This window comes from Rhodobacter capsulatus SB 1003 (assembly GCF_000021865.1).
GTDB classification, from domain to species: Bacteria; Pseudomonadota; Alphaproteobacteria; order Rhodobacterales; family Rhodobacteraceae; genus Rhodobacter; species Rhodobacter capsulatus_B.
In genome coordinates this window covers 631,568-644,813 of record NC_014034.1, presented here as the reverse complement: position 1 = coordinate 644,813, position 13,246 = coordinate 631,568, and the positions used below count along the sequence as shown (strand labels likewise).

10 protein-coding genes are annotated in these 13,246 nt (G+C 69.0%); 4 read left to right on the top strand and 6 right to left on the bottom strand.

Features of this window, described 5'->3' with window-relative positions:
- Positions 1-347: 347 nt before the first annotated feature.
- Entirely contained in the window at positions 348-2,615 is a 2,268-nt protein-coding gene (locus tag RCAP_RS03025) for an adenosylcobalamin-dependent ribonucleoside-diphosphate reductase (protein ID WP_013066344.1), read from the bottom strand.
- Positions 2,616-2,809: 194 nt separating this feature from the next.
- Here RCAP_RS03025 and RCAP_RS03020 point away from each other — a divergent pair, with 194 nt between their 5' ends.
- A complete protein-coding gene (locus tag RCAP_RS03020) occupies positions 2,810-3,232 on the top strand; it encodes a DUF1489 family protein (protein ID WP_013066343.1) in 423 nt (140 codons plus the stop codon).
- Positions 3,232-4,383 carry an amidohydrolase gene (locus RCAP_RS03015; RefSeq protein ID WP_013066342.1) on the top strand — a complete coding sequence of 384 codons (1,152 nt, stop codon included), beginning with the start codon at positions 3,232-3,234 and terminating at the stop codon, positions 4,381-4,383. The genes RCAP_RS03020 and RCAP_RS03015 overlap by 1 nt, the downstream gene beginning before the upstream one ends.
- On the opposite strand, the gene RCAP_RS03010 is transcribed toward RCAP_RS03015, so the two are convergent.
- Genes RCAP_RS03010 through RCAP_RS02995 form a run of 4 tightly spaced genes read right to left on the bottom strand, consistent with a single transcriptional unit; the run spans position 4,371 to position 11,126 of the window.
- Positions 4,371-6,470 carry a membrane protein gene (locus RCAP_RS03010; RefSeq protein ID WP_013066341.1) on the bottom strand — a complete coding sequence of 700 codons (2,100 nt, stop codon included), beginning with the start codon at positions 6,468-6,470 and terminating at the stop codon, positions 4,371-4,373. The two genes, RCAP_RS03015 and RCAP_RS03010, sit on opposite strands and share 13 nt — an antisense overlap.
- The gene (locus tag RCAP_RS03005; protein WP_013066340.1) at positions 6,467-9,211 is read right to left on the bottom strand and encodes a DUF4159 domain-containing protein; all 2,745 of its coding nucleotides are present in this window, start codon (positions 9,209-9,211) and stop codon (positions 6,467-6,469) included. Before RCAP_RS03005 ends, RCAP_RS03010 begins: the two co-directional genes overlap by 4 nt.
- Positions 9,208-10,116 carry a DUF58 domain-containing protein gene (locus tag RCAP_RS03000; protein ID WP_013066339.1) on the bottom strand — a complete coding sequence of 303 codons (909 nt, stop codon included), beginning with the start codon at positions 10,114-10,116 and terminating at the stop codon, positions 9,208-9,210. The genes RCAP_RS03005 and RCAP_RS03000 overlap by 4 nt, the downstream gene beginning before the upstream one ends.
- Positions 10,113-11,126 (bottom strand): AAA family ATPase, encoded by a 1,014-nt coding sequence (locus RCAP_RS02995; RefSeq protein ID WP_013066338.1) that lies wholly within the window; start codon positions 11,124-11,126, stop codon positions 10,113-10,115. The genes RCAP_RS03000 and RCAP_RS02995 overlap by 4 nt, the downstream gene beginning before the upstream one ends.
- A gap of 72 nt (positions 11,127-11,198) precedes the next feature.
- Here RCAP_RS02995 and RCAP_RS02990 point away from each other — a divergent pair, with 72 nt between their 5' ends.
- Positions 11,199-11,786: a DUF1285 domain-containing protein gene (locus RCAP_RS02990; protein ID WP_013066337.1), complete on the top strand. Its 588-nt coding sequence runs from the start codon at positions 11,199-11,201 to the stop codon at positions 11,784-11,786.
- Positions 11,783-12,556: a TIM barrel protein gene (locus RCAP_RS02985; RefSeq protein ID WP_013066336.1), complete on the top strand. Its 774-nt coding sequence runs from the start codon at positions 11,783-11,785 to the stop codon at positions 12,554-12,556. Before RCAP_RS02990 ends, RCAP_RS02985 begins: the two co-directional genes overlap by 4 nt.
- Before the next feature lie 35 nt (positions 12,557-12,591).
- Here RCAP_RS02985 and RCAP_RS02980 read toward each other — a convergent pair whose 3' ends face one another.
- On the bottom strand, positions 12,592-13,242 hold the full coding sequence (locus RCAP_RS02980) for a pyridoxamine 5'-phosphate oxidase family protein (RefSeq protein ID WP_013066335.1): 651 nt from the start codon (positions 13,240-13,242) through the stop codon (positions 12,592-12,594).
- Positions 13,243-13,246: the final 4 nt, after the last annotated feature.

Genomic DNA, 13,246 nt, shown 5'->3' with positions numbered 1-13,246 from the left:
TGAGAGGCGAGGAATATGGTTTCCGGCGAATCCCCCGGCTTCCGGCTGGGAGCCTCGGACATGAGACAGAAAAGGAGATCTGTCTTCGCCTCCCGCCCTGCGGGCAGAGACTTACATCTTGAAGGATTCCTGGAAGAAAAAGTTGGTGCGGTTGGTGAGCGGGAAATGGGGAAAAGGTCAGAGACGACGACAACTGCAAGAGATTCTGATCATTGATTTAAAAACGTTTTTTCAAGGAAGGCGTCGACCAAAAAGAAAACCCGCCGACGTTTCAGTCGGCGGGATAGGGCGCGCTCAGTGGACAAGAGTGGTCAATTTATCTGAGCATCGAGATTTGTAAGGCGTTTTCAACCCGAGCACTTCGAATGGCCGCAGTCGGCGCAGGTCAGGCAGCCTTCCACCTTGCGCAGCGCGTAGCTGCCGCAGGACGGGCAGGCCTCTCCTCTCGGCGGCTCGCCCATTTCCATCACCTCGGCGCGGGGATCGCTTTTCAGACCCATCCCCTCGCCTGCGATGAAGCCCGTCGCCACCAGATGCCGCTCGATCACGCCGCCGATCGCCGCCAGGATCGACGGGATGTATTGCCCCGCCATCCAGGCGCCGCCGCGCGGATCGAAGACCGCCTTCAGCTCGCCCACGACGAAGCTCACATCCCCGCCGCGCCGGAACACCGCCGAGATCATCCGCGTCAGCGCCACCGTCCAGGCGTAATGTTCCATATTCTTGGAATTTATGAAAACCTCGAAGGGACGGCGATGCCCGCCCTGCACGATGTCGTTCACCGTGATGTAGATCGCATGTTCCGAGCCCGGCCATTTCAGCTTGTAGGTCGCCCCCTCCAGCGACGCGGGCCGATCCAGCGGTTCGGTCAGATAGACCACCTCGGCGCCCTTGTCGGTCTCGGGGGTCTTTTCGGACTTTTCCGAAACCGTCAAAACCGACCCCGTCACGTCATTCGGGCGGTAGGTGGTGCAGCCCTTGCAGCCGCTTTCAAAGGCCGCCATGTAGACATCCTTGAAATCGTCGAAAGAAATGTCCACCGGGCAGTTGATCGTTTTCGAGATGCTCGAATCGATCCATTTCTGCGCCGCCGCCTGCATCTTGACGTGATCCATCGGCGCCAGCGTCTGGGCGTTGACGAAATACGCGGGCAGCGCCACGTCGCCCTTCATGTCCCGCCACAGCTTCACCGCGTAATCGACCACCTCTTCCTCGGTCCGCGAGCCATCCTTTTGCAGCACCTTGCGCGTATAGGCATAGGCAAAGACCGGCTCGATGCCCGAAGACACGTTGCCCGCATAAAGCGAAATCGTCCCCGTCGGCGCGATCGAGGTAAGCAGCGCATTGCGGATCCCATGCGTGGCAATCGCCTGCCGCACATCCTCGTCCATCTGCAGCATGTTGCCGCTGCTCAGATATTTCTCGGCATCGAAGAGCGGGAAAGCGCCCTTTTCCCGCGCCAGATCGACCGAGGCGAGATAGGCCGCCCGGGCAATCGCCTTCATCCAGGCTTCGGTCTGCGCCGCGGCCTTGTCGTCGCCATAGCGCAGCCCCAGCATCAAAAGCGCATCGGCCAGCCCCGTCACCCCAAGCCCGATCCGGCGCTTGTTCGCGGCCTCGGCCTGCTGTTGCGGCAGCGGGAAACGGCTGGCATCGACGACATTGTCCATCATCCGCACCGAGGTCCGCACCAGCTCATCGAGCGCCGCCAGATCCAGCCGGGCCTGATCGGTGAAAGGCGCCGTGACCAGCCGCGCGAGGTTCACCGAGCCCAGCAGACAGGCGCCATAGGGCGGCAGCGGCTGCTCGCCACAGGGGTTCGTCGCCGCGATCTGCTCCAGATAGGCGAGGTTGTTCATCGCGTTGATCCGGTCGATGAAGATCACCCCGGGTTCCGCGAAATCATAGGTCGCGCGCATGATCTTGTTCCACAGATCGCGGGCGTTCAGCGTGTGATAGACCTTGCCGTCAAAGACCAGCTCCCACGGACCATCGGCCTTCACCGCTTCCATGAAAGCATCGGTGATCAGCACCGAGAGGTTGAACATCCGCAGCCGGGCCGAATCCTGTTTCGCGGTGATGAAGGCCTCGATATCGGGATGGTCGCAGCGCATCGTCGCCATCATCGCGCCGCGGCGCGAGCCCGCCGACATGATCGTGCGGCACATCGCATCCCAGACATCCATGAAGGACAGCGGCCCCGAGGCATCGGCCGCCACCCCCTTCACCGCCGCGCCGCGCGGCCGGATCGTCGAGAAATCATAGCCGATGCCGCCGCCCTGCTGCATCGTCAGCGCCGCTTCCTTCAGCATGTCGAAAATGCCGGCCATCGAATCGGGGATCGTGCCCATGACGAAGCAGTTGAACAGGGTCACCGCCCGGCCGGTCCCCGCGCCCGCCAGAATCCGCCCCGCGGGCAGGAATTTGAAATCTTCCAGCGCGGCGTAGAATTTCGGCTCCCAATGCGCCGGATCGGCTTCGACCGAGGCCAGATCGCGGGCCACCCGGCGCCAGCTGTCTTCGACCGACGCATCCAGCGGCAGGCCGTCGGCATCTTTCAGCCGGTATTTCATGTCCCAGATCTGTTCGGCGATGGGGGCGGCAAAACGGGTCATGAGGCATCCTTTGGCAGCGACCGGCGGGCGGAAAGAGGGTTAAAGATACGGTGACGAGGGCAGTGGGTCAACGTCGGGGTGAACCGCGTTGCCCTCGGGCGACGCACTCTATATTGTGGTGTGACGGGAAACGGAAGACCACTTGTAGCGTTTTTGATCGAATGATCAAAGCGCCGGGGACAGGAAAGAAGGCAATGACACAACCGCTGCATATCCTCAAGCTTTGTGTTGGCGCAGAGAGCGTCGAGGATCTGACCGACTGGCAGCGCGCGCATTTCGGCACCGGCCCGGCGCGGCATGTGACGCGGATGTGGCCCAAGCGCGCCGAAGAGGTTCTGGCGGGCGGCTCGCTTTACTGGGTGATCAAGGGGCAGATCCTGGCGCGGCAGCCGATCCTGGATCTGCAGCCGGTGACCGGCGCCGATGGCGTCGCCCGCTGCGCGCTGGTGCTGGATCCGGCGGTGATCCGCACCGATGCCGTGCCGCGGCGGCCGTTTCAGGGCTGGCGCTATTTCCCCGCGACCGAGGCGCCGCGCGATCTTGCGGCCGGGCGCGGACAGGAGGAGCCCCTGCCCGGCGATCTGCAGGCAGCTCTGGCCGAGATCGGGCTGCGCTGATGCGGACGCGGCTGAGCAATTCCGACGTGATCGCGCTGACCGCCTTCCGCCAGGCGCTGCACCGCGCGCCCGAGGTTTCGGGCGCGGAGGCCGGGACCGCCCGGGCCGTCGTGGCGGAGCTGATGAAATCCCGGCCCGACCGGCTTCTGACCGGGCTGGGCGGCCATGGCGTCGCGGCGATCTGGGAGGGGGCTGAGCCCGGGCCGACGGTGCTGATCCGCTGCGAGCTGGATGCGCTGCCGATCCTTGAGACCGGCACCGTCGCGCATCGCTCGGACGTGCCGGGCAAGGCGCATCTGTGCGGGCATGATGGCCATATGGCGATTGTCGCGGGCGTCGCCCGGGGGCTTGCGCGGCAGAAACCCCGGCGCGGCCGGGCGGTGCTGCTGTTCCAGCCCGCCGAGGAGGACGGATCGGGGGCGGCGGCGGTGATCGCCGATCCGGCTTTTGCGCAGATCCGCCCCGATCTGGCGCTGTCCTTGCACAATTACCCCGGTCTGGCGCTGGGGCAGGCGGTGGTGCGCCCCGGGCCTGCCAATTGCGCCTCCCGCGGGATCCGGATCCGGCTGACCGGCCGCACCGCCCATGCGGCGCAGCCCGAGACGGGGCTTTCGCCGGGCCCGGCGCTGGCGCAGCTGATCGCGCGGCTGCCCGGTCTGGGCAAGGGCGGCCCGGTCACCGATCCGGCGTTTTCGCTCGTCACCGTCACCCATGCCCGGCTGGGCGAGCCCGCCTTCGGCATCGCCCCCGCCGAGGCCGAGCTTTGGGCGACGCTGCGCACCCAGACCGATGCGGGCATGGCCGCGCTGGTCGCCGCGACCGAAGCCGCGGTGGCCGAGGCCGCCGAGAGGCTGGGCACAAGCCTTTCGTATCACGACATCTTCACCGCCTGCACCAATGCGCCCGAGGCGGTGGCGGTCCTGCGCGCGGCACTGGCGGCCGAGGCGATCCCCGAGGGTGACACGGAGGTGCCGATGCGCGCCTCCGAGGATTTCGGCCGTTTCGGCGCGCTGGCCCCCGCGGCGATGCTGCTTCTGGGTGCGGGCGAGGCCAGCCCCAGCCTGCACAATTCCGATTACGATTTCCCCGACAGCCTGATCCCCGTCGGCGCCGCGCTGTTCCTGCGCTGCCTGGCCGATCAGCTGGGCTGAGCCGCCCGCCGCCGCCCCTCGATCAGCCAGGCGGCGGTGATGGCCGCCGCAACAAGGGCAAGCCAGGCCCAGCCCGGCAAAAGCGGCGTCAGCCGGATGTCGGTCGTGGCCGTGACCTCGCGCGGGGTGACGCCGATCCAGCCGCGCCCGGCGGCGACGCGGCCCGGCCGCACCTGCCGCAGATCGGGGATACCCTCTTCCAGCGCCGTCTCGGAGCCGCCCGAGGCGGCGATCAGGGGCGCCAGCGCTTCGCCAGAGGCGACCGGGGTTTCATATTCGCGCGCACTGGCAGGCCCCAGCACCATCACGCGCTCCAGATCGTCCGCATTCAGCCGGTAAAGCCCCTCGGCGGGGGCGGTCCAGAGGGCGGCGAACCGCCCCGGCTCGACCTGCGACAGGGGCAGGCTTTCGACCGTGCCATCGGGCCTGGTGATCTGCACCGGGTCGGCCCTGTCCTGCATCGTGCGGCGGGTGATCGTGACCGAGAGGCTGCCCGGCTCGACCTCGGCCTGCAGGGCCTCCTCTTCCAGATCGGGCTCCTTCATCGCCCAATGCGCGATGCGGCGCAAAAGTTCCAGCTGCGGCCCGCCGCCCTCGTAGCCGCGATCCCAAAGCCAGGCGTGATCGGAGGCCAGAAGCGCCACCCGCCCCTTGCCCGCCCGGTCCAGCACCAGCAGCGGTGCCTCGCCGACGCCCTTCATCACCACCTCGCCGCGGGCGCCGGTCAGCTCGATCTGCCGCAGCCAGCGGCCCCAATGGCCCTCTCCCGCCTCTCCCGCGGGCGGCGGCGCCCCCGTCAGCCCCGCAGTGACCGGATGGCGCAACCCCAATTCGGTCGGGCGCGGCAGATAGGCCGCCGACAGCACCCGCCCGGTCGGCCGCGCGGGCAGGATATCGCCCAGGGGCGTCTGCCACAGGCTTTCCACCGTGGCGAATTCCGGCCCGGCCGAGACCAGCACCGCCCCGCCGCGTTCGACATAGGCGCGGATATTCTCGAAATAGGCGGCGGGCAGGATGCCACGCTCGGCATAGCGGTCGAAGATGATCAGATCGAATTCGTCGATCTTGTCGAGGAACAGCTCCTGCGTCGGAAAGGCGATCAGCGACAGTTCCGACACCGGCGTGCCATCCTGCTTTTCCGGCGGGCGCAGGATGGTGAAATGCACCAGATCCACCCCGGCATCGGATTTCAGAAGGTTGCGCCAGGTCCGCTCGCCCGCATGCGGCTGGCCCGAGACCAGAAGCACCTGCAGCCGGTCGCGCACGCCGTTGATGCTGACCACGGCGCTGTCGTTGCGGTCCGTCAGCTGCCCCGGCGCGGGATCAAGGCGGAACTGCACCACGTTCTGCCCGGCATGCTCCAGCTTCAAGGGCAGCTCCAGATCCTGCCCGACCATCACCGGGTAGTCCTGCGCCGCCGCCCCGTCGATCGAGATCGTCAGCCGCGCCATGGTCCCGGCCGCTTGCGGCACGGCGCCGCTATCCTCGACCTTCAGGCGGATCACCGTTTCCTCGCCGAGGATGCCAAAGGCGGGCGCGGTCTCGATCACCAGCCTGCGGTCCCAGTCACCGGCATGCCCCGTGCGCAAAAGATGCAGCGGCGCGGGCAGATCGGGAAGCGCTTCGGGGTCGTGCAGCCGCCCGTCCGAGAGCAAGATCACCCCCGCCACCCGCCCGCGCGGCTCGGCCGCCAGCGTCTCGGACAGAACCGCGCCCAGCTGCGTGCCCGCATTCTGCGCGCCGTCGGGCACGGTGGCGCGGCGCAATTCGGTATTCGGCAGCGCGGTGATGGCAGCCGAAAGCTGCGCCAGCGCCGCATCGGTCTGCGCGCCGCGGTCGGACAACCGCTGCGAGGCAGAGCGGTCATCGACGAGCAGCACGATATCCGACAGCGGCGTCTTGTCCTCGTGCTGGACCGAGGGCTGCGCCAGCCCGCCCAAAAGCGCCAAAGCCGCAAAGCCCCGCAGCGCCCAGCCTTTCAGCCCGCGCCAAAGCGCGAAAGCCAAAAGCAGCCCGGCCAGCGCCGCAAGCCCGGCCAGAACCGGCCAGGGCACAAGCGGCGCGAAGACGACCGAAACCCCGTTCATTGCCCGAGCCTTTCCAGAAGCGCAGGCACATGCACCTGATCGGATTTGTAATTCCCGGTCAGCACATGCATGACCAGATTGACCCCGAACCGCGCGGCAATCTCGCGCTGGCGTTCGCCCGCCTGACCGCGGCCGACCGGGAACATCGGCTGGCCCACGTCATCAACCGCCCAGGCCGCGGCCCAATCGTTGCCGCCGATCACCACCGGCGTCACCCCGTCATTGAGGTTGCGAAACGGCATCCCCTCGGCCTGTTCGGCATCCACGGGGGCGGCCTCGACCCAGATCGGGCCGTCATGGCGGCCGGGCATCGTCTGCAACAGATAAAAGCTGCGCGTCAGAACGTGATCGGCGGGCAGCGGTTCCAGCGGCGGAATGTCGAGCGGCGCGGCCAAAGCCTGCAGCCGCCGCCCGGCCCCGGTCGCCGCCCCGAAGCCCGCCAGATCGGCGTCGCGGGTGTCGAACAGGATCATGCCGCCGCCGCGCAGATAGCGGTTCAGTTTCGCATAGGCCGCGGGCGACGGCGTCGGCGCGGTCTCGGTCACCGGCCAGTAGATCAGCGTGAACAGCGCCAGATCATCGGCTTCCAGATCGAGCTGCATCGGCTCGGACGGCTCGACGGTGGTGCGCCGCGTCAGGGTCTGGCCCAGCCCGCGCAGCCCCGCCATCGCGACCTGATCGACCCCCGCATCGCCACTCGGCACAGTGGCGAAAACCACGTTCGACGCGGCTTCGATCGCCCGCGCCTCGGACATGGGCCCGGGCATCGTCTGCGCCTGCGGCGGGCTGGGCAGCAGCAGCACGGCCAGCGCGATCACCGCCGCCGCGCGCGGGCCGCGCAGCCGCCCCGACAGCGCCAGCGTCGCCAGAATATCGGCCATCAGCGCCATCAGCGCCGCGGCCAGCGCCAGCCCGGCCAGCGGCCTCTGCTTCGGCGCGGTCTCGCCCTCGCGCGTCACCCCCGCGGGCCAGAGCGCAGGCGCCAGCTGCCGTCCGCGCGGCAGCGCGTTCAGCGCCAGAACCTGATCCTCGGTCGCGTAAAGCCCGGGCGGCAGATCGGGGCCGGGCGGGCCCTCGGCCAGATCCTCGCCCCTCACCCCCGCCTCGGCCTCGGTCGGCGTCAAAAGCCCGAACCCGTCCAGACGCTTGCGCGGGGTGAAGCTTTGCCCGGCCAGATCCTCGGCGGTGGGGGCAACGGGCCGGGCAGAGACGGAAAGCCGCTCCAGCATCTGCGGAAACAGCCCCGAGAGCGGCAGGTTCGACCATTCCGCATTCGCCGTGACGTGAAACAGCACCACCGCCCCCTGCCCCAGCGCCTTGCGGGTGACCAAGGGCGTGCCATCGGCCAGCGCGGCAATGGTGCGCGCGCCCAGATCGGGGTCGGGCTCGGCCAGAACCTGTTCGCGCACGGTGACCTCGTCGGGCAGGATCAGCCCGGCAAAGGGCGAGGTCCCGGCAAAGGGGGCCAGCTTGCGCGGCGCGCCCCAGCTCATCGTGCCGCCGACCGACCGCCCGCCCTGACGCAGCCGCACCGGCAACAGCGGATCGGCCGCGCTATCGGCCGCCGCCAGCCGCGGCCCGGCAAAGCGGATCAGCATGCCGCCCTTTTCGACCCAGCCCTGCAAGGCGGCGGTTTCCGCCACCTCGCCGACATCGGCCAGAATGATCACATCAGGCTGCACCGGCAGGGCATCGGCCAGCGTTGCCTCGATCAGATCGGCCGAGGGCGCCAGCGCCTGATGCAGGTAATGAGTGGGGGCCAGCAGCTCGAGCCCCTCGCGCGCGGAACTGCCAGAGATCAGCGCCACCTTGCGCCGCTTCAGCGCATCGTCGGTCAGGCTGACGGCCCCCGCCGAACGCAGGCCGGAAATCTCGAAGCGGGTGATGCGGTTGCGCAATTCGGGCGGCAGATCGAAGACGGCCTCGGCCTGCGCCTGATCGCGCAGCGTGACCGGCTGACGGGCGAGCTCGCGTTCCAACCCCGAGGGATCGGCACCCAGCGCGGCGATTTCAAACGTGCGACTGACGGGTGCCGAGGCGTAGAGCGGTAGATGCAACTTGGTGCCTTCCACGCTCGCCGCGCCAAGGGCCAGCACCGGCGCGGCAGGCTGCCAGACCGTCAGCGCGCCCTGTGCCTGCACCGCGCGCGTCAGCGGCGCCCGGCTGGCACGGGCGAGCCCGTCCGACAGCCAAAGCGTGTCATGGCGGCCCGCGGGCAGGATCGCCGCCGGATCAAGGTCGATCGAGGGCTCCCAGGCTTGCGGCTGCACCCCGGGCAGGCCGGCCAGCAGATCGCGAGCATCGCCAAAGGGCGGCGGCGCCGGGGGCGGATCGGCCAGCGAGATCAGCGCCACCGGACGGCCCGCCGCGGCAGCCTCGGTCAGGGCGCGGGCCAGCCGCTCGGTCCGGCGCGGCCAATCCGCGGCCGAGGCCCAGCTGCCGTCTTCCAGGATCAAAAGCGGCCCGCGCGCGGGATCAGGCGGCGCAGGATGCAGCACCGGCCCGGCAAAGCCGAAGATCGCGGCGGCCAGCGCCAACATCCGCAGCGCCAGAAGCCACCAGGGCGTGCGCTCGGCCTGCACCGCCGCATCGGTCAGGCCAAGCAGCAGCGCCACGCCCGGAAAGCGGCGCCGGACCGGCGCGGGCGGCGTGGCGCGCAACAGCCACCACAGCAGCGGCAGCGCGACAAGGCCAAGAAGCAACCACGGCGCGGTAAAGCCAAGCGGGCCCAGCATCGTCATCGCCAGCCCCCCGCCAGCGCGCCATGCAGCCACAAAAGCGCCGCCTGCGCCGGGACGCCGGTGTGGTGGCTGGAAAAGGCGAAGCCCGCGCGCTCGGCGATGCGGGCGATGCGGTCGCGCCGCTCGGCCAGACGTGCCCGGTAGCGGGCGCGCAGATCGCCCGCCTCGCGGGTTTCGAACCGCAGCCCGCCCGCCATCGAGGTGAAGACGGTGCGGCCGTCATAGGGAAAATCTTCCTCGGCCGGATCCAGCACTTGCAGCAGGACGCCGGTCACGCCGCGCCCGGCCACGCCCGCAAGCGCGGCTTCAAGCGCCGCGGGATCGGCGAAGAAATCCGACAGCAGCACCAGCCGCGCCTGCGGCGCCACGGCCGACAGATCGGGGGCGACATGGTCCTGCGCCGAGCTTTCGGCCAAAAGCGCCTGTGCCAGCGTCAGCAGCTGCGCCCTGCCCGGCCGCGGCGGCGCCAGCGGGCTTGCAAGCCCCACCCGTTCCCCCGCCCGCAGCGCGGAAATCGCCAGCGCCAGCACCAGAAGCCGGGCGCGGGTCTGTTTCTCGGGCCGGGCCTTGCGGCCGGTCTCGGCGCCGGAAAAGCGCATCGAAGCCGCCGGATCGACCCAAAGGCAGAGCGATTGCGCCAGCTGCGCCTCGCGGTCGCGGACGAATTGCGCGTCAGACCGGGCCGAGCGGCGCCAGTCTACAAAACGGGCCTCGTCGCCGGAATGGGCGGGGCGGTATTGCCAGAATTCCTCGCCCGCACCCGCGCGGCGGCGCCCATGGCCGCCCATCTGCACGGTGTTGGCCAGATGTTCGGCGGCGATCAGCAGCGCGGGCAGGGCCGCGGCTTCCGCCTCGGCGGCCCGGCGCAGATCGCGTGCCGCCGCATCGGGAAGGGGGTCGCTCACGCGGCGGCCTCGGCTTCGGTCCCCAGAACCTCGGTCACGGCGCGGGCGATGATCGCGGACAGGGTTTCGCCGCGCGCGCGGGCGGCGAAGGTCAGCGCCATGCGGTGGCTGAGCACCGGACGGGCGAGCGCCGCCACATCGTCGATGCCCGGCGCCAGACGACCATTGAGCAGCGCCCGCGCCCGCACCGTCAGCATCAGCGCCTGTGCCGCGCGCGGACCGGGGCCCCAGGCCAGGCTGTCGCGGATGACGGGCAGCGCCTCGGGCTCGCCGGGGCGGCAGGCGCGGACCAGATCCAGGATCGCCTCGACCACACGATCGCCGACCGGCATGCGACGCACCAGCTGCTGCGCCGCGATCAGCTCTGCCGGGGTGAAGACGGCGATGGCGCGGGCGGCCTCGACCCCGGTCGTGGCCAGAAGAATGTCGCGTTCGGTGGCGCGGGTCGGATAGTCGACATCGACCTGCACGAGGAAGCGGTCCAGCTGCGCCTCGGGCAGGGGATAGGTCCCCTCCTGCTCGATCGGGTTTTGCGTCGCCAGCACATGAAAGGGCGGTCCGAGCGGCCGATGCACGCCCGCCACCGTCACCTCGCGTTCCTGCATCGCCTGCAACAGCGCCGATTGCGTGCGGGGGCTGGCGCGGTTGATCTCGTCGGCCATCAGAAGCTGGCAGAAGATCGGCCCTTCCAGAAACCGGAACGCCCGGCTGCCGTCGGCGGCGGTTTCCAGCACCTCGGAGCCAAGAATGTCGGCGGGCATCAGATCGGGGGTGAACTGGATGCGGGCGGGGGCAAGGCCCATCACCGTGGCCAGCGTGTCCACCAGCATCGTCTTGCCCAACCCCGGCAGGCCGACCAGCAGCGCATGCCCGCCCGACAAAAGCGCGGCCAAGGTCAGCTCCACCACGCGTTCCTGCCCGATGAAGCGGCGGTTCACCGAGGCACGGGCGGCGCCCAGTTTGCTGCCCAGAGCCTCGATCTCGGCCAGAAGGGTATCGGTCTCGGTCATGACAGGGCTCCGGTTGCGCGTTATACGGGTAGAGAAACAGATAAACCGCCGCAGCCCAACCACAAAGAGAAGATGACCGAGACAGCCGCGCCACAAATCGCCGTGAAGCCGCCGAGTGCCGAGGGGATCGCCGCAGCCGTGACGAAAGCCGGGGCCAAGGGGCCGCCGCCGGTGCATCTGTGGGACCCGCCCTTTTGCGGCGATCTGGACATCGAGATCCGCCGCGACGGGACCTGGTTCTATCTGGGCACGCCGATCGGCCGCGAGGCTCTGGTGCGGCTCTTCGCATCGGTGCTGAAGCTGGAAGACGGCAGGTTCTATCTGGTGACCCCGGTCGAAAAGGTCGGCATCCGGGTGCAGGACGCGCCCTTCCTTGCCGTCGATTGCACCGCCGAGGCGGGGGATCTGCGCTTCGTGACCAATGTGGGCGACGAGGTGGTGGCAGGCCCGGACCATCCGATCCGGGTGGAGATCGCGGCGGATGGCGAGCCACGGCCCTATCTGCATGTGCGCCGGGGCCTTGAGGCGCGGATCGACCGCAAGACCTTTTACCGGCTGGTCGATCTGGCCGCGCCCGGCCCGCATGCGGGCGAGGACTGGCTTGGGCTGACCTCGGGCGGGGTGTTCTTTCCGATCCAGCGGATGGCGGAGATTTCATGATCAAACTGGCCGCCGATCTGACGGTGCTGTTTCAGGAACTGCCCTTTGCGGCACGGTTTTCGGCGGCGCAGGCGGCGGGTTTTGCGGGGGTAAGCCTCGCCTCGCCCTATGACGGGCCGGTGCAGGATCTGCGCGACCGGCTGGTGCTCTCGGGGCTGATGTTTGCGGCGATGCAGGCGCCGCCGCCGAATTACACCGGCGCCCCCCCGGGCTTTGCCGCAACACCGGGGGGAGAGGAGCGGTTTCAGCGCGATTTCAAGCGGATGCTGCGCTATGCCGAGGTGCTGAAACCCGGCGCGATCGAGATTTTGACCGGGCCCGAAGGCGACACCGGGACGCTTCTGCGCAATCTGCGCTGGGCCGTGGCCGAGGCGCCGAGGCGCGTCTTCACCCTGGCGCCGCGGCCCGGGGGCAGTTTTCTGCAAAGCTACGATCAGCTGGCCGAACTGCTGGCCGAGGTCGATGCGGACAATCTGGGCCTGTGTCTGGATACCGCGACGGCCGTGGCCCTGGGCGATGCCCCCGCGGCGGTGGCCGAACGCTTCGGCGCCGATCTGCGCCATGTTGCGCTGGCCTCGGCGCCCGACCGGGCCGAGCCGGGCCTGGACGGGGTCGATGTGGCCGGTTTCCTGAACCAGCTTGCGGCGGCGGGCTACAAGGGCTGGATCAGCGCCGATTACACGCCGAAGCTGACGACCGCGGCGGGCTTGGGCTGGATGCCGCCCGCGCCGGTGGCGGCACCGAAGAAACGCAAGAAGCCTGGCGGCTGAGGATCAACCCGCTGCGCCGCGCCAGGCAGCGGCCCTCAAAGCCCGAAGGCGCGGACGAAATCGGGCATCGCGATGCCGGGGCGCAGTTTCGGATCGGGCACCGGGGCCTCTGTCACCATCCGCACCGGCACATGCCCGGCCCAGAGATCGAGCGCCAGATCGGCTTCGTCTTCCTCGGGCAGGCCCGCGGCGACCTTGGCCGAGACCTCGTCCAGCTTCATCCGGATCACCTTTGACGCTTTCCATTCCTGTTCGGTCGGCGGGCGGGCATAGTCCCACAGACCGGGCGCCAGACGGGTGACAAAAGCTTCCAGCGCGGTCTTCTTGTCCGCGCCCTCGACCAGCTCGGTTTTGCCGAATGCCATAACCGAGCGATACAGGATGTTGTGATCAAAGGCCGCGCGCGAAAAGGCCACCCCGTCCAGATGCGTGACCGAGAAACAGACCGGCACGCCGCTTTCCTGAGCGCGCAGCATCCGGCTGGCGGAAGAGCCGTGCCAATAGACGTGATCGCCCATCCGCCAGTGGCAGGTCGGCGTCACGATCGGCGCGCCCTCGACGACATAGCCGATCTGGCACACCAGCGCGGCATCGATGATCGCATCGATGGTGGCGCGGTCATAGGCGGCCAGCCAATGGTAGCGCTTCAGGCGGGTGCGCTCGGTCGGCGCTTGGGTCTCGGTCATCATC